Annotated in this window: 16 protein-coding genes; 13 read left to right on the forward strand and 3 right to left on the reverse strand. The window is 67.8% G+C overall.

From position 1 onward, the window contains the following. Positions 1–99 precede the first annotated feature (99 nt). The 5 genes from HTS88_RS10000 to HTS88_RS10020 all read left to right on the forward strand — a co-directional run bounded on the left by HTS88_RS10000 (position 100) and on the right by HTS88_RS10020 (position 6,194). A complete protein-coding gene (locus HTS88_RS10000; RefSeq protein ID WP_174177913.1) occupies positions 100–447 on the forward strand; it encodes a molybdopterin oxidoreductase in 348 nt (115 codons plus the stop codon). Beyond that, positions 447–2,975: a nitrite reductase large subunit NirB gene (nirB, locus tag HTS88_RS10005; protein WP_174177914.1), complete on the forward strand. Its 2,529-nt coding sequence runs from the start codon at positions 447–449 to the stop codon at positions 2,973–2,975. The genes HTS88_RS10000 and nirB overlap by 1 nt, the downstream gene beginning before the upstream one ends. Beyond that, the gene (locus HTS88_RS10010; protein ID WP_174177916.1) at positions 2,972–3,307 is read left to right on the forward strand and encodes a Rieske (2Fe-2S) protein; all 336 of its coding nucleotides are present in this window, start codon (positions 2,972–2,974) and stop codon (positions 3,305–3,307) included. Before nirB ends, HTS88_RS10010 begins: the two co-directional genes overlap by 4 nt. Before the next feature lie 175 nt (positions 3,308–3,482). Then, entirely contained in the window at positions 3,483–4,943 is a 1,461-nt protein-coding gene (locus HTS88_RS10015; RefSeq protein ID WP_174177918.1) for an amino acid permease, read from the forward strand. 180 nt (positions 4,944–5,123) lie between these two features. Continuing rightward, positions 5,124–6,194 (forward strand): DNA polymerase IV, encoded by a 1,071-nt coding sequence (locus HTS88_RS10020; protein ID WP_485061804.1) that lies wholly within the window; start codon positions 5,124–5,126, stop codon positions 6,192–6,194. 76 nt (positions 6,195–6,270) lie between these two features. On the opposite strand, the gene HTS88_RS10025 is transcribed toward HTS88_RS10020, so the two are convergent. Beyond that, positions 6,271–6,447, reverse strand: a complete 177-nt coding sequence (locus HTS88_RS10025; RefSeq protein WP_066280975.1) for a CsbD family protein — start codon at positions 6,445–6,447, stop codon at positions 6,271–6,273. Positions 6,448–6,577: 130 nt separating this feature from the next. Between HTS88_RS10025 and HTS88_RS10030 the strand changes: the two genes are divergently transcribed. The 5 genes from HTS88_RS10030 to HTS88_RS10050 all read left to right on the forward strand — a co-directional run bounded on the left by HTS88_RS10030 (position 6,578) and on the right by HTS88_RS10050 (position 10,822). Next, positions 6,578–7,036: an SRPBCC family protein gene (locus HTS88_RS10030; protein WP_174177919.1), complete on the forward strand. Its 459-nt coding sequence runs from the start codon at positions 6,578–6,580 to the stop codon at positions 7,034–7,036. Continuing rightward, positions 7,036–7,713, forward strand: a complete 678-nt coding sequence (locus tag HTS88_RS10035; protein ID WP_174177922.1) for a pentapeptide repeat-containing protein — start codon at positions 7,036–7,038, stop codon at positions 7,711–7,713. Before HTS88_RS10030 ends, HTS88_RS10035 begins: the two co-directional genes overlap by 1 nt. Before the next feature lie 144 nt (positions 7,714–7,857). Next, the gene (locus HTS88_RS10040) at positions 7,858–9,084 is read left to right on the forward strand and encodes a thiolase family protein (protein ID WP_174177924.1); all 1,227 of its coding nucleotides are present in this window, start codon (positions 7,858–7,860) and stop codon (positions 9,082–9,084) included. Further along, on the forward strand, positions 9,084–9,941 hold the full coding sequence (locus HTS88_RS10045) for an enoyl-CoA hydratase/isomerase family protein (protein ID WP_246256154.1): 858 nt from the start codon (positions 9,084–9,086) through the stop codon (positions 9,939–9,941). The genes HTS88_RS10040 and HTS88_RS10045 overlap by 1 nt, the downstream gene beginning before the upstream one ends. Next, the gene (locus HTS88_RS10050) at positions 9,938–10,822 is read left to right on the forward strand and encodes a 3-hydroxyacyl-CoA dehydrogenase family protein (RefSeq protein ID WP_174177926.1); all 885 of its coding nucleotides are present in this window, start codon (positions 9,938–9,940) and stop codon (positions 10,820–10,822) included. The genes HTS88_RS10045 and HTS88_RS10050 overlap by 4 nt, the downstream gene beginning before the upstream one ends. A 9-nt stretch (positions 10,823–10,831) precedes the next feature. Here the strand turns inward: HTS88_RS10050 and HTS88_RS10055 are convergent, their stop codons facing one another. Further along, positions 10,832–11,065 (reverse strand): DUF6480 family protein, encoded by a 234-nt coding sequence (locus HTS88_RS10055; RefSeq protein ID WP_174177928.1) that lies wholly within the window; start codon positions 11,063–11,065, stop codon positions 10,832–10,834. A 75-nt stretch (positions 11,066–11,140) separates the two neighbouring features. Between HTS88_RS10055 and HTS88_RS10060 the strand changes: the two genes are divergently transcribed. Then, on the forward strand, positions 11,141–11,749 hold the full coding sequence (locus HTS88_RS10060; RefSeq protein ID WP_174177930.1) for a GNAT family N-acetyltransferase: 609 nt from the start codon (positions 11,141–11,143) through the stop codon (positions 11,747–11,749). 10 nt (positions 11,750–11,759) lie between these two features. On the opposite strand, the gene HTS88_RS10065 is transcribed toward HTS88_RS10060, so the two are convergent. Then, the gene (locus HTS88_RS10065) at positions 11,760–12,590 is read right to left on the reverse strand and encodes an SGNH/GDSL hydrolase family protein (protein ID WP_174177932.1); all 831 of its coding nucleotides are present in this window, start codon (positions 12,588–12,590) and stop codon (positions 11,760–11,762) included. Positions 12,591–12,687: 97 nt separating this feature from the next. Between HTS88_RS10065 and HTS88_RS10070 the strand changes: the two genes are divergently transcribed. Both HTS88_RS10070 and HTS88_RS10075 read left to right on the forward strand, forming a co-directional pair. Next, entirely contained in the window at positions 12,688–13,407 is a 720-nt protein-coding gene (locus tag HTS88_RS10070; RefSeq protein ID WP_246256156.1) for a tyrosine-protein phosphatase, read from the forward strand. Then, positions 13,404–15,461: a S1 family peptidase gene (locus HTS88_RS10075; protein ID WP_174177934.1), complete on the forward strand. Its 2,058-nt coding sequence runs from the start codon at positions 13,404–13,406 to the stop codon at positions 15,459–15,461. The genes HTS88_RS10070 and HTS88_RS10075 overlap by 4 nt, the downstream gene beginning before the upstream one ends. Positions 15,462–15,468 lie beyond the last annotated feature (7 nt).

Raw genomic sequence — 15,468 nt, forward strand, 5'->3', positions numbered from 1 at the left:
TTGCGTTAAGCAGTCTTTACCGGGGGACCGGCAGGCGGAAACATCGGCGGCGGAAGATAGGGCCATGCCCGTCATTCCGCCGGCCGAAAGGATCTGCCCGTGATCACCAGGAACCTTTTCATGCAGGGCATCTACCACTTCCAAGGCGTGGGGATGGAGAAACCCGTGCCCCTGCACAGCGAGCTCTCGCACTATGTCCCGGACGGCGTCGTCAACCAGGCGCTGTACTTCCGCGGCGGCAACTGCAGCGCCGAACTGATCGCCGTGGTGCTGATGCGCAATGGCGTGCCCATGCGGTATTTCCCCATTGGAGCCAAGGGCGACGTCCACGTCCCGCTGCGCGTGGTGGAGGACATCGAGGGCGGTTCGGCCATCGAGCTGTACCTGGCCGCGCCGGAGGGCGTCAACGGCACCGTGGTGATCGACCTGGGCATGGTGGAGCACTGATGACCAGCGTGGCCGAACGGGCCCAACCCCGGCCAGGCGGCCGGGCACGCAGCCGGGACAGCCGCCGCCGCCTGGTGGTCATCGGGAACGGGATGGCCGGAGCCCGCGCGGTGGAGGAGATCCTGGCCAGGGGCGGTGCGGAGCAGTTCAGCATCACCATGTTCGGAGACGAACCCTACGGCAACTACAACCGGATCATGCTCAGCCACGTCCTCTCCGGGGAGGAAAGCGATGCGGACATCTTCCTCAACCCGCTGTCCTGGTATGAGGACAACGGCATCACGCTCCACGCGGGGGTCCGGGCGGACAGGATCGACCGGTTCGCCAAGCACGTGTTTTCCAGCGACGGCCGGGTGACTCCCTACGACACCCTGATCATCGCCACGGGCAGCCGCCCGCACCTGCCCCCGATGGACGGCCTCTACACGCCCGGCGGCTCGGTCAAACCAGGCGTCTTCGGCTTCCGCACCATCGACGACACCCGCAAAATGGCCGAGCACGCCCGGCATGACCATCACCGGCATGCCGTGGTGATCGGCGGGGGCCTCCTGGGGCTGGAGGCCGCCGCCGGGCTGCGCAGCTTCGGGCTGGGGGTGGACGTGGTCCACTCGGGCGGCCACCTCATGAGCGCGCAGATGGGGCCCGACGGCGGTGCGGTGCTCCGCCGGAGCGTTGAGGTCCTGGGCATCGGGGTACTGACGGGCACCCGGACCACCGCCGTGCTCGGCAGGGACAGGGTGACCGGCGTCAGCCTCCGGGACCGGCCGGACATTGACTGCGACATGGTGGTGGTGGCGGCCGGGATCCGTCCCAACGTGGACCTGGCCGTCCTCGGCGGACTCCCGGTGGAGCGGGCCATCGTGGTGGATGACCGGCTGCGCGTGCAGGACGAGGACGACATCTACGCCGTGGGGGAGTGCGTCCAGCACCGCGGCGAGGTGTACGGGCTGGTGGCACCGCTGTGGGAGCAGGCGGTGGTGCTGGCAAACCATGTGACCGGCGCGGACACCAGCGCCGCGTACCTGGGTTCGCGGACCGCCACCAAGCTCAAGGTGGCAGGGGTGGAGGTCGCGTCCATGGGCCTGCAGGGGCCGGAGCTCGACACCGACGAGCATATTGTTTTCTCCGAACCCAGCCGCGGGGTCTTCAAGTCCATCGTGGTCCGCGACAACAAGATGGTGGGCGCCACCCTCCTGGGCGACAGCCGCAAGGTGGCGTTCCTGACCCAGGCCTACGACCGCGGCCTTCCGCTGCCCGAGGAGCGGCTCGGCCTGATGTTCGATCTGGGGACTCCCGGGGAGGACGTGGGCGTCGCAGAACTGGACGACGACGCCCAGGTCTGCAACTGCAACGGTGTCAGTAAAAAGGACCTGGCCACGGCAGTGCGGGGTGGCTGCGCCTCGGTAGCCGGGGCCATGGACGCCACCCGGGCCGGAAAGGGCTGTGGCTCGTGCAAGCTCCTGGTGAAACAGGTGGTGGAGTGGGCCGCGGACGGGGCTGTTGAAGAGGACCCAGCCGCCTCCTACTACGTGCCCGGAATCCCCCTGGACAAGGCCGCCTTGATGGCAGAGATCCGGAAACGCGGGCTCCGGTCTGTTTCGGCCGTGTTCCACGCGCTGGCCCCGGGCGGCGCCGAGGACGCGAAGTCCAAAATGGGCCTGGCATCCCTGCTCAAGATGATGCTCGCGGACCAGTACGTCGACGAACGCGATGCCCGCTTCATCAACGACAGGGTCCACGCCAACATCCAGCGGGACGGCACCTTCTCCGTGGTGCCGCAGATGAAGGGCGGCGTCACGTCCGTGCAGCAGCTGCGCCGGATCGCGGACGTGGCCGAGAAGTACAACGTGCCCCTGATCAAGCTCACCGGCGGCCAGCGGATCGACCTGCTGGGCATCCCCAAGGAGGACCTGCCACAGGTCTGGGCCGACCTGGGCATGCCCTCCGGGTACGCCTACGGCAAGAGCTTCCGCACCGTGAAGACCTGTGTTGGGAAGGATTTCTGCCGCTACGGGACGGGGGACTCCACCAGGCTGGGCATCGAGATCGAATCCCGGTTCCAGGGCATCGAGTCGCCGGCCAAGTTGAAGCTGGCAGTCTCCGGCTGCCCCCGCAACTGCGCGGAATCCCTGGTCAAGGACGTGGGCGTGGTGGCCGTGGAAGGCGGCCGCTGGGAAATCTACGTTGGGGGAGCGGCGGGGGCCCACATCCGCAAGGGAGACCTCTTGGCCACCGTTGACAGCCCCGAAGAGGTGCAGGTCCTCACCGGGCGTTTCATGCAGTACTACCGCGAACACGCCAACTGGCTCGAGCGGACCTACGCCTTTGTGCCCCGGGTGGGCATCGAGCATCTCCGCGCGGTGATCGTCGAGGATGCGGAGGGGATCGCGGCGCAGCTGGATGCCGCGATGCAGGCGTCCGTGGACAGCTACGTGGATCCGTGGAGCGAACGCGCGGATCCGCTGACGCCCGGCCAGTTCAGGACGTCCCTGCCGCTGACGGTCCTTCCACAGGTGCCGGTCCGATGAGCGCCTCCGGCGCGGCTCCAGCCTCACACGTCCTCGGCCCCGTGGACCAGGTTCCGTTGGGCGAGGGAAGGGCGTTTGTGGTGGACGGCCAACAGGTGGCCGTCTTCCGGCTGCGCGACGGAACGGTGCGGGCGCTCGCGGCAGTCTGCCCGCACCGGGGCGGACCCATCGCGGACGGCACCATCGACCGCCAGCAGGTGATCTGCCCGTTGCACCAGCACGCGTTCGACCTCACCAGCGGCTGCTCCACCACCGGTGCCGAACCGCTGCAGGCCTACCGCGTCAGCGTGGATGGTGAGCAGAACCTTGTGCTGGAGGCCGGTGGGGTGTAGTGCGGGTCACGTAGCACCCCGGTGGGTCTTGTAGGATAGACGAGCCGCGCGAAGCTTCGGCGCCACGAGAGATTCCGCTCACATCCGGATGCCCATGAGGCAATAAACCGAATTTTGTGGGCTAAATCATGCGTGCGCCGGATGCGGCCAACCCCCCAACCCACAAGGAACAGTTGTGCCTCAAAGTACCCCCACAGATCTCCAGAACCCCACGGCACCATCCGCCGCCGTCGACCCCTCCCTCAGCGCCGAGGGTTACAGCAAGACGCTGGGCAGGCGCCACGTCACCATGATCGCCATGGGCGGTGCCATCGGCGTCGGCCTCTTCATGGGCGCCGGCGGACGCCTGGCCTCCACCGGCCCCGCCCTGATCTTCTCCTACGCCATTGCCGGCGTCATCGCCTACCTGCTCATGCGGGCACTCGGCGAGCTCATCATGTACCGCCAGACCTCGGGTTCGTTCGTGAGCTACGCCGGTGAGATGTTCGGCAAAAAGGGCGCGTTCCTGTCCGGCTGGATGTACTTCATCAACTGGGGCATGACCGGCATTGCCGAGTTGATCGCCATTGGCCTGTACTTCCAGTTCTTCTTCCCCAACGTTCCGGTGGAGGCCTCAGCCATCGCTGCGCTGGCCCTGCTGGTGGCCGTCAACCTGCTGAGCGTCAAGGCGTTCGGCGAGTTCGAGTTCTGGGCCTCCTGCCTGAAGGTGGGCGCCATCCTGATCTTCCTGGTGGTGGGCACGTTCATGGTGGTCACCAACGCCCAGGTGGGCGACGGCAACGCCTCCGTGGCCAACCTGTTCGCGGCCGAAGGCGGCATGTTCCCCAAGGGCGCCCTGGTGATGGTGCTGGTGCTCAACGCCGTGATCTTCGCCTACAACGGCATCGAACTGGTGGGCATCACCGCCGGCGAGATGCAGAACCCGCAGCGCGAAGTCCCCAAGGCGATCCGCGCCGTCGTCCTCCGCATCGTGGTGTTCTACGTCGGTTCCGTGACCCTGCTCGCCATGCTGCTGCCGTCCGACCAGTACGTGGCCGGCACCTCCCCGTTCGTCACGGTGTTCGGCCAGATGGGCCTCGCCTGGGTGGGCGACGTGATGAACATGATCGTGATCACCGCGGCGCTGTCCTCCTGCAACTCAGGCCTGTACTCGATCGGCCGCGTCTTCCGCACCATGGCCAACAACGGCCACGCCCCGCAGTGGCTCACCCGGATGTCCCGCCGCCACGTTCCGTACGCGGCCATCCTGGCCATCGCGGCGTTCTACCTGGTGGGCATCCTGCTGAACATCTGGCTGGGCGGCTCGCACGCCTTCGACCTCGCCCTGAACACGGCGTCCATCGGCGTGATCTTCACCTGGGGTGCCATATTTGCCAGCCAGATCGCGCTGCGCCACAAGAAGGGCGTCACCTCCAGCCTGCCGATGCCCGGCTCCCCGTGGACCAGCTGGGCCGGCCTGGTCTCGCTGCTGGTCATCACGGTGCTGATCGGCTTCGACACCATGACCAGCAAGTCCGGCGAGGTGTTCTACCTGGGCCTGTGGACCCTGGCCGCCATCCCGTTCTTCGCACTGCTCCTGTGGCTCGGCTGGCAGAAGGTCAAGGCCAACGAACCGAAGCACGTGCTCTACAACTAGCGCCCACAGCAGGACGCACGACGGCGGGACACCCCTTGGGAGGGGAGTCCCGCCGTCGGCGTTTCCCGGCATTGATTGCTCCGCAACTGCCGTTTTGGGGCCTCAAAAGGACCGCTACGGAGCAATCGCTGGGGACGGTAGCGGTGGTGCGGAGCGCCCGGCGGGGGCAGACTTGGGCGTGTGGACGAACCGTGGGTGCTGCATGTGGACCTTGACCAGTTCATCGCAGCCGTCGAAGTGCTCCGCCGGCCCGAGCTCGCGGGGAAGGCGGTGATTGTTGGCGGCCGCGGTGATCCCACCGAGCGGGCAGTGGTGTCCACGGCGTCCTACGAAGCCAGGGCCTACGGCGTGGGCTCGGGGATGCCGCTGCGCATCGCAGCACGGAAAGTTCCCGACGCCGTGATCCTGCCCGTGGATCACGAGGCCTACCTTGAGGCGTCCGAGAAGGTCATGGCGGTGCTGCGCTCACAGCCCGGCGCCACGGTCCAGGTGCTTGGCTGGGATGAGGCCTTTGTTGGCGTCCGGACAGAAGATCCGGAGGCCTATGCCCGTCGCCTGCAGCACGCCGTCCTGGAGGCGACCCTGCTGCACTGCAGCGTAGGCATCGGCGACACCTTGGTCCGCGCCAAGGTGGCAACGACGTTCGGCAAGCCGGCCGGGGTCTTCCGGCTCACGGAAGGCAACTGGCTGGAGGTCATGGGGAGCAGGCCGACGATCGAGCTGTGGGGCGTTGGGACGAAGGTGTCTGCCCGCCTGGCCAAGCTCGGCATCGGGACGGTTGCCGAGCTGGCCGCGGCCAATCCCGAGGACCTGGTCCCCGAGTTCGGCCCGAAAATGGGGCCCTGGTACGCGCAGTTGGGGCGGGGCGACGGCTCGCGGACAGTCGACGACACGCCTTGGGTGGCACGGGGGCACAGCCGCGAAACCACTTTTCAGCAGGATCTGACTGAACCCGCCCAGATTGATGGTGCCGTGAGGGAGCTGGCGGCCCACGTACTGGAGGATGTCGCCGCCGAGGGCCGCCCGGTGGTCGGGCTGACGCTCAAGGTCCGCTACGCGCCGTTCCTGACCAAGACCTACGCCCGGAAGATCCCGGAAACATCGGACCCCGCGGAAGTGCTGGAGCGCGCCCTCGACCTGGCGGCGAAGATCGAGCCGGGCCGGCCCATCCGGCTCCTCGGGCTGCGCGCCGAAATGACGATGCCCGCGGATTCCCGGCAGGGGCACACCCCGACCCGCAGCGGATGGTGACGGGCTTCATCGATTGCTGCGTATCTGCCTTTATGGCGCCCCAAAACGGCAGTATTGGAGCAATCGATGAAAAAAGCTAGTCGCGCTTGAACTCGTCCTTGACGCTCTCGCCGACCTTTTTGGCGTCGGCCTTGACCTGGTCTGCCTGGCCTTCGGCCTTCAGCCGGTCATTGTTCGTGGCGTTGCCGGCCGCTTCCTTGGCCTTGCCGCCCATGTCTTCCGCTGCGTTGCTGATCTTGTCTCCGAGGCCCATGACGGTGGCCTCCTTTCGTTTCCGGTGATCGAACATTTTCACACTAACACGAAGCATGCTTACTAATTCAAGTCCCCCAGAGGCGCCGGGGTTCTGTCGATTGCGGGGGTCCGGGGCTAGGCTCGAAGCCATGGACCACAGCATCAGCCTCAGCCAGCACATCCACGCGTCGCCGGAAAAAGTATGGTCAGTCATCACGGACATCCCCGGGTCGGCCACCACGCTGAGCGGGGTGGAGTCCGTCCAGCTGCTGACGGACGGCCCGTACGGCGAGGGAACGCGCTGGAAGGAAACCCGGAAGATGATGGGCAAATCAGAGACGGTGGAGATGTGGGTGGCGCAGGCTGAGCCGCCGCGCAGCACCACCGTGAAAGCTGTCCAGGGCGGCGCCGACTACAGCACGCTGTTCACCCTTGCCCCTCGCGACGGCGGAACGGACCTCAGCGTGACGTTCGGGGGAGAGATGCACAAGCCGACCGCAGCAACGCGCATCATGATGGCGATCTTCGGCAAGATGGCAATGGCGGCCACCCGGAAGGCCCTCCGCAAGGACCTGGCAGAAATAGCAGCCAAGGCGGAATCCATCTAATGGCCGCGCGCACCCCGCGGGCAGCACCCCCCGGCGTTGCGGCACCGCGCCTGACCCCTGTCCGGCTCGAAAACCTGACCGACGTCGCCGAGCCGGACTTCCAGCGTGGAGGGCGGTACGACGGCGCGCGGTACAGCCGTGTGGCTGCCGAGGGGATGGACCTGGGCGGCGCGGATTTCATCGATTGTGAGTTCCGGGGCGCGGCCTTCAACGAAGCGCAGTTGCGCGGCTCCAGCTTCCGCGACTGCATCCTGGAGGAGCTATACGCGCCGGTCCTCCTGGCGGCCCGGTCCACGTGGCGGGAAGTTGAGATCCGGAATGCCCGCCTCGGTTCTGCAGAACTGTACGAGAGCGGCTGGCAGTCGGTCCGCATTGACGGCGGAAAACTCGATTTCCTCAACCTGCGGGGCGCCAAGCTCACCGACGTCGTGATCAGCGGCTGCATCATCAACGAACTGGACCTCGGCTCGGCCACTGGAACGCGCGTAGCCCTGAAGGACTGCACCATCGGCTCCCTGGACTTCAGCGGGGCCACGCTCAAGGACTTTGACCTGCGCGGCTCCGAGCTCAGGGGGATCAGCGGACTCGGCAGCCTTGGCGGCGTGGTCATTGACGACTCCCAGCTTGGACTCCTGGCACCCCTGCTGGCAGCGCATCTGGGGCTCACTGTCCTCTGACGCGCGCACAGGACGCCGGCGCGCTGAGGGGTTCCCGTATCCACGGCACACCCTCCCGTGTACTATTTACAGAACGAACGGTCGGTAAGTGGGGATTTACCGGCTGCTGATGACAGTGCTGTTTATCGCGTGAAGGGTGTTTCCATGGCTGCAACCGCAGGTCCGCAGGCTTTCCTTGTTGGCGGGGTACGGACCCCGGTGGGCAGATACGGCGGAAGCCTCTCCTCCGTCCGTCCCGATGACCTGGCCGCCCTGGTGCTCCGGGAAGCGGTCAGCCGGGCCGGCCTGGACCCGGACAGCATCGACGAGGTCATCCTGGGCAACGCCAACGGGGCCGGCGAGGAAAACCGCAACGTGGCCCGGATGGCGACCCTCCTGGCCGGGCTGCCCCTCCACATCCCCGGAATCACCGTCAACCGGCTTTGCTCGTCCGGGCTGAGCGCCATCATCATGGCCAGCCAGATGATCAAGTCGGGTGCGGCGGACATCGTGATAGCCGGCGGCGTGGAATCCATGAGCCGGGCGCCCTGGGTGCAGGAAAAGCCCGCCACGGCCTTCGCCAAGCCCGGCGCCATCTTTGACACGTCCATCGGCTGGCGGTTCGCCAACCCGCTGTTCCAGAAGGGCGAGCTGTCCCGCGACGGCAAAATGACCTATTCCATGCCTGAGACCGCAGAGGAAGTGGCCCGCGTGGATAACATCTCCCGCGAGGATGCCGACGCCTTTGCCGTCCGGTCCCACCAGCGCTCCCTCGACGCCATAGCTGCCGGGCGGTTCAAGGACGAGATCGTCCCTGTGACCGTCAGGACCCGCAAATCCGAGACCGTGGTGGACACGGATGAAGGCCCCCGCGAAGGCACCACCATGGAGGTCCTCGCCAAACTGAAGCCCGTGACGCACGGAGGTTCAGTGGTCACCGCAGGCAACTCCTCCACCCTGAACGACGGCGCCTCCGCCATCATCGTGGCCTCCGAAGCCGCCATCGAACGGCTCGGGTTGACGCCCCGGGCACGCATCATAGACGGCGCCTCGGCCGGCTGCGAGCCGGAGATCATGGGCATCGGCCCGGTCCCCGCCACCCAGAAGGTGCTCAGGCGGAGCGGCCTCAGCGCAGGTGACCTGGATGCCGTCGAACTTAACGAAGCCTTTGCCACTCAATCCCTCGCCTGCATCCGGCGCCTCGGCCTGGATCCGGACATCGTCAACAACGACGGCGGCGCGATCTCCCTGGGGCATCCGCTGGGTTCCAGCGGGGCGCGGATTGCGATCACCCTGTTAGGCCGGATGGAGCGCGAAGACGCCAGGCGGGGCCTCGCCACCATGTGCATCGGCGTGGGCCAGGGTACGGCCATGCTGCTGGAGAAAGTCTGATGGCGGGCCCCGTGGACCTGGCAGCGGAGAAGTTCCAGACGCTCCTGGTGGAGGAACGCACCGACCGGGTGGTGGTGCTGCTGAACCGGCCCGAGGTGCGCAACGCGATCGACCAGCAGATGGTGGACGAGCTGCACGTGGTGTGCGCCGCGCTGGAGCAGGACCCCAAGGTGCTGATCATCGCCGGCGTGGATGGCGTGTTCGCCTCCGGCGCCGATATTGCCCAGCTGCGCGAACGGCGCCGGGGCGACGCCCTGCAGGGCATCAATTCCACCATCTTTGTCCGCATCGCCAAGCTGCCCATGCCGGTCATTGCCGCGCTCGACGGGTACTGCCTGGGCGGCGGGGCAGAGCTGGCCTACGCGGCGGATTTCCGGCTCGGGACGTCGAGTGTCCGCATTGGCAACCCCGAAACCGGGCTCGGAATCCTCGCTGCCGCCGGGGCCAGTTGGCGGCTGAAGGAACTGGTGGGGGAGCCCGTGGCCAAGCAGGTCCTCCTGGCGGGAAAGATCCTCACTGCCGAAGAAGCACTGGCCGTCAACCTCATCACCGAAATCCACGACGCACCGGAACTCATGGACGCGGCGCACAGCCTGGCCGACAGGATCGCCCGGCAGGATCCGCTGGCAGTGCGGGTCACCAAGTCCGTGTTCCACGCCCCTGCGGAAGCGCACCCCGTCATCGACCAGCTGGCGCAAGGGATCCTGTTTGAATCCGAGGCCAAATTCGACCGGATGCAGCAGTTCCTGGACAGGAAGAACGACAAGAAAACCGGCGCGAAGGGCGGCGGCAGTGCAGCCACCGCCGCCACCACCGGAACCCCGGAAGGCACAGAGAGCGGAGAGCAGAACCGATGAGCACACCCGAACTTTCCCCCGGCCTGCCCACTGATCTTCCCCACTTCGTAGGTGTCCTGGGCGGCGGCCGCATGGGTGCCGGAATCGCCCATGCCTTTCTGGTCAAGGGCGCGGACGTGCTGGTGGTGGAGCGCGACGACCAGTCAGCGGAAGCTGCCCGTGAGCGCGTGGAATCGGCCGCGGCCAAGAGTATTGAGCGCGGCATGACGGACGCCAACCTGGATGAAATGGTGTCCAGGCTGTCCGTCACGGTGGACTACGACGACTTTGCGGACCGCCAGCTGGTGGTGGAAGCGGTGCCGGAGGACTGGGACCTGAAAGTCACGTCACTGCGGGGCATCGAGGAACGGCTGGGCGAGAGTGCCTTCCTGGCCTCGAACACGTCATCGCTGTCCGTGAACGGCCTCGCCGGTGAACTGAAGCGCCCCGAAAACTTCCTCGGCCTGCACTTCTTCAACCCTGTTCCGGCGTCCACGCTCATCGAGGTGGTGCTGGGGAAGCGCACGTCTCCCCAGCTCGCGGCCGCGGCGAAGGGGTGGGTGGAGGCACTCGGCAAGACCGCCGTCGTGGTTAATGACGCCCCGGGGTTCGCGTCCTCCCGGCTGGGTGTGGCCATCGCCCTGGAGGCGATGCGCATGGTTGAGGAAGGCGTTGCGTCCGCCGAGGACATCGACGCCGCCATGGTCCTGGGGTACAAGCACCCCACCGGGCCGCTGCGGACCACGGACATCGTGGGGCTGGACGTGCGGCTCGGCATTGCCGAGTACCTGCACTCCACCCTGGGCGAGCGGTTCGCCCCGCCCCAGATCCTCAAGGACAAGGTGGCCCGGGGCGAACTGGGACGGAAAACCGGCAAGGGCTTTTTCGACTGGCCCGGATAGGAACGCGGGTCAGTCGAAGAAACCGACGATGTAGCCGATGAAGTAGAGCAGGAACAGCAGGACGCCGGCCCCGATGGCGCCCATCCAGAAGATCTGCTGGCCCTTCCCCGAGCCCTTCTGCCGGGGCTCCTGGGTGCCTGCCACCGACCCTTCACCGGGAGGCGTTTCGCCGGGCGGCACCCCGCCGCCGGGCTCCAGGCCTGTGATCTTGTCATCCTCCGGGTCCGGATTGGTTCCTGACACGTAAACTCCCTCGCTCGCCGTCCTGATGCTGTCCCCAGCGTAACCGGCCCCGGTGGTTGCACCTAGGCTGGTGCCGTGACTTTCCTAGAACCCCTTACCCTCACGGGCAGGTATGTAACCCTGGAACCGTTGTCCAGGGAGCACCACGACGGCCTGGTGGACGCAGCACGGGACGGCGAGCTGTGGCGGCTCTGGTACACCTCGGTTCCGGCCCCCGAGGAGATGGCCGCTGAGATCGGGCGCCGCCTCGACCTGCAGGAGCAGGGATCCATGCTGCCGTTCACCACCCGGCTGATCGACCCCGGCACCGGCGCGCCCGGCCGGATCATCGGCATGACCACCTACATGAACATCGACGCCGGCACGCCCCGGGTGGAGATCGGCTCCACCTGGAACGCCGCCTCCGTCCAGGGAACCGGGACCAACCCCGATTCCAAGCTCCTGCTGCTGCGGCACGCGTTCGAGACGCTGGGCTGCCCGGCCGTGGAGTTCCGGACGCATTGGCTGAACCACCAGTCGCGCGAGGCCATCGCCCGGCTGGGCGCCAAGCAGGACGGCGTGCTGCGCAACCACTCCAGGACCCGCGACGGGCTCCTCAGGGACACTGTGGTGTTCTCCATCCTGGAACACGAGTGGCCCATGGTCCGGGCGGGCCTGGAGCACCGGCTGGCCAGGCGCGGCTAGCTGTTCCCGGCTAGCCGGCGGAGTAGGCTCCGGCGGCGTCCAGGGCGGCGTAATACGCCTCGTAGCCCTCGGCGTTCGGGTGGAAGCTGTCCGGGCTGCCCGCGCCGCCAAGGTTGATCCACGGGTCCGGCGACAAAGCGCCATGGCCGAGGAAAGCGGACCGCACGTCAACGTAGGTGGCGCCGGTGTCGCCCGCGGCCTCGGCGATTGCACCGTTCAGGTCATCAGCCAACCCGGTGGCCTGGTATATGAACAGCGCCGCGGCACTAGTCTGCCCGGCCGGGATGGGGTCCAGGAGGTAGGGGTAACCGGTGACCACGATCCTGGCGTTGGGCGCGGCGGCCTGCACGCCCTCGATCATCGAGACCACGTCGCGGTACAGTTGCCCGCCCTCGAGCTGGGCGGTTGCATACGCGGTGGCAGCAGCACACTCCTGGCCCGGGGTTGCACCTGCCAGCGCTACTCCACAGTAGGTAATGATGGCGCCGAAGCCGAGGTTGTTGCCGCCGGCGGTGATGGTCACCAGTTCGGTGCTCTTGTTCAGCCGCCCAAGCTGGGAGTCCACCACATCCTGGGTTGTCTTCCCGCTGCAGGCCTCGTTGGCAACCAGTTTGATCGCCTTGGTCTCGTCGGCGAGCTCAGAGTAGGTGTTGCCGCTGCGGTAGCAGTCATCCAGGTACGGCCCGGCCCCCTGCCCGGCAGCGAAGGAGTCTCCCAGGGCAATGTACTTGGTCTTGTCCGCAGCCTGCGCCGGCACGGTAGCCAGCCCTGCCGCCATGGCAAGGGTGGCGAGGCCTGCTGCAAAAGCCGAGCGACGGCGTCGTACGGTGATGTTCCCCAAGTGGCTCTCCTTGAACGGTGGAAGAAGGCAAGTACGAGCCACCGTACTACCTGGCTGTGACGTGCGCCTCCTGTGGCCGGTGTGATTAGCTGTGCGGATGAAGAAACCGGGCAGGTCCATGGACTGGGATGGTGCCGTTAACGCCTGGCATGTGGCCGGCGGTGTCTACCGCATGGGCAGGCGCGAGTGGCTCACCGAGGCAGGCTGGCGGCAGGCGTACGACGACGGCATCCGCACGGTGATTGACCTCCGCAACGAGGCGGAGGCGCAGCGCCGGGACACCGATCCCGTGGTGGGCAGGGCCGCCTGGTCCGGGATGGTGGTGGTTTCCGCGCCGACGGAGGAGCCGGGCGATCCGCGCTTTACCGCCGTGACCGGCCCCTACCTCAACGATCCGGCCAACTATCCCGAGAACGCGCGGCTGTTCCCGGACAAGCTGGTGGGCGTCTTCCGCGAGCTTGCGGCAGCTTCGGCCCGCGGCGCCGTGGTGCTGCACTGCGCGGCCGGCCGTGACCGCAGCGGCATGGTGGCGGCCATGGTCCAGGACCTCGCCGGGGACTCCGGGCAGGACATCGCCGAGGGCTACCGGCGCGCGGCCCGCGGCATCAACGAGCGCTACCGCACCCACGGCCCGCCCCATGCACGGGAACGGTACCTCGGCGAAGCGGAACTGGTCCCGCTGCTCCAAGAGCGCGGAGAGGCCGTGGCGCAATTCGTGCGCAGCCTCGATACCCGCGCGTTCCTGCTGGACAACGGACTCAGCGCCGCGGAGCTGGACGCCGTCCGTGCCTTGTGCGGAGCGGGGGTGTCCCGATGAGCGTCCGCCGGGTCCTCTTCCTCGGCGCGGCGGCGGGCGTCCTCGCATCCTCCGCTGTTGTGGCTGCGCCGGGTTGGGCTGTGGTTGCTCCGGGCCCGGATGCCGGCGCCGTCCCGGGCTCGGGCAGTTCGTTCCTCTCGGACGCCGCCCTGGCCGTTGCCGTGCAGCGGGACCTCGGCCTCACCCCGGAACAGTTCGCCGCCGCCGGGGAACTCGGCGTCCGGGCCGCAGCCGCGGCCGGGCAGCTCAGGGCCGTTCCCGGTTATGCGGGCACCCGGCTCCAGGACGGGCAGATCGTGGTGTCCGGAACAGGTGCCGAACTCCAGGACGCGGTGGCGGCGCTCGGCGCCGGCATCCCGGGCCTTGTTCTGGAGGCGGCTCCGGCCGGCGCTGCGATGCCTGCCGTGCCAAAGCCTGCCGTGCCAAACCCTGGTTCCGAGCTCGCGCTGAGCACGGAGCAGCTGTTCCACGCGTACGTGGCCGAGGTGGGGCTGCAGGGACTGCAGGCGGTGGTCACCTCCGGCGGAAAGTTCGTTATCCGGACCGGCGGCGTCAACGCGCCGGAAGCGGCCCCGGACGGTACCGGTGCCCCGGCTGCCGGGCCCGGAAGCTCCAAAGCGGCGGACGCCGGCAGGAAATCGCCGGCGGAGTTTGTTGCCCGGTTCGCCAACGTTGAGCTCGACGACGGCACGCCGCTTGCGCCGGAGGCCGAGGTTCCCGGGGGACTCGGCTACATCGCCGACACCGGCTGGATCTGCTCCACGGGCTTTTCGGCGTTTGACCCGGCAGGCCTGCCGGCCGTCCTCACGGCCGGCCACTGTGCCTCGGACGGGGCAGCTGAGACGGCGGAGCTGGAATTCCAGTTCAACCGAACAGGGCTGCTCGGAAAATTTGGTTTCAGCCAGTTCGGCGGCCCCGGCAACAGCCCGGTCCTCCGGCCAGGGAGCGTGGACGACCCGCTCCAGCCGGACGACCCGGGCAACGTGGGAACAGATATCGCGGTGGTGGAATCCCTCCGTGCGGACCTGGACCCCCTGCCGGCAGCGAGCACCTGGGGTGACGCGTCCCAGCCGGAACCCGACGTCAAGATCATCGGCACGGCCGATCCCGTGGCGGGCATGCCGGTGTGCCGTTCCGGCCGGACCTCGGCCTGGTCCTGCGGCACGGTGGATGCGGTGGGGATCTTTGTGGTTCCCGGGCCGGGCTACGCGGCGGACCCCAACGACCTGCGGGCGTTCAACGGTTTCCTGTCCTACGGCGTCCAGTCCAGCGGCGGAGATTCCGGCGGCCCGTACGTCAGCGGCAACTACGCCGTGGGCACTCATGCCGCCGGAGACACGCCTGACGAGCAGGGCAACGTGGTGGAGAATTTCGCGGTCGGGGCCACCCTGGCGGACAGCCTGGCCGTGCTGCCCGGTTACCAGCTGGAACTCTTCCTCAACACGCCTTCGGTGTCCTCTCCCGCGCCCGGCACCACCTATGAACCGGGGCAGGTCATCAGCGGCACCGTCCCTGCGGCCCCTGCCTCTGCCGTGGCTGCCGGCTCGAAGGTCCGGATCACCATCCAGCAGCAGGACACCGTCGAGGTCCCCGTCAACGCCGACGGGACCTGGAGCTTCCCGGCGCCGGAGGGCAAGGGAACACTCCGCTTTACCGCGCAGACCGTCAACGGGTTCAGTGCCTCCGGTGCTGCGGACTTCGAGTTCGCCGCCGCTGCCCCGGAACCGGCCCCGGAAGAACCGGCCCCGCCGGTGCAGCCGGAGCCGGAAGAGCCCCCCGCCAGCCCGTTGCCCGCCCCGGCACCTGTGCCGGCAGACCCGGCCCCGGCGCCGGCGGATTCCTCTGCGGCTGGCCATGACGCCGTCGTCGCACCTTCGCCTGCCGCCGCCCCACCCGCGGACCCGTCAGGCTACCTGCGCCACCGTGACGGCGGCGGCCTGGCATACACGGGTGCCAGCGCACTCCCCGCGGCGGGCGCTGCCGCGGGGGCGATCGCCGTCGGAACCCTGTTGACGGCACTCGTCCGCCGCCGGAGGCAGCACACCCCCGAATAGCGACGCG

This window comes from Pseudarthrobacter oxydans, from assembly GCF_013314975.1.
Taxonomy (GTDB): Bacteria; Actinomycetota; Actinomycetes; order Actinomycetales; family Micrococcaceae; genus Arthrobacter; species Arthrobacter oxydans.

Bases quoted from the DNA above. Each gene is read 5' to 3' on its own strand.
- HTS88_RS10075 (WP_174177934.1), top strand. From the start codon at position 13,404: ATGAGCGTCCGCCGGGTCCTCTTCCTCGGCGCGGCGGCGGGCGTCCTC.
- HTS88_RS10035 (WP_174177922.1), top strand. From the start codon at position 7,036: ATGGCCGCGCGCACCCCGCGGGCAGCACCCCCCGGCGTTGCGGCACCG.
- HTS88_RS10010 (WP_174177916.1), top strand. From the start codon at position 2,972: ATGAGCGCCTCCGGCGCGGCTCCAGCCTCACACGTCCTCGGCCCCGTG.
- HTS88_RS10025 (WP_066280975.1), bottom strand. From the start codon at position 6,447: ATGGGCCTCGGAGACAAGATCAGCAACGCAGCGGAAGACATGGGCGGC.
- nirB (WP_174177914.1), top strand. From the start codon at position 447: ATGACCAGCGTGGCCGAACGGGCCCAACCCCGGCCAGGCGGCCGGGCA.
- HTS88_RS10050 (WP_174177926.1), top strand. From the start codon at position 9,938: ATGAGCACACCCGAACTTTCCCCCGGCCTGCCCACTGATCTTCCCCAC.
- HTS88_RS10030 (WP_174177919.1), top strand. From the start codon at position 6,578: ATGGACCACAGCATCAGCCTCAGCCAGCACATCCACGCGTCGCCGGAA.
- HTS88_RS10040 (WP_174177924.1), top strand. From the start codon at position 7,858: ATGGCTGCAACCGCAGGTCCGCAGGCTTTCCTTGTTGGCGGGGTACGG.
- HTS88_RS10070 (WP_246256156.1), top strand. From the start codon at position 12,688: ATGAAGAAACCGGGCAGGTCCATGGACTGGGATGGTGCCGTTAACGCC.
- HTS88_RS10045 (WP_246256154.1), top strand. From the start codon at position 9,084: ATGGCGGGCCCCGTGGACCTGGCAGCGGAGAAGTTCCAGACGCTCCTG.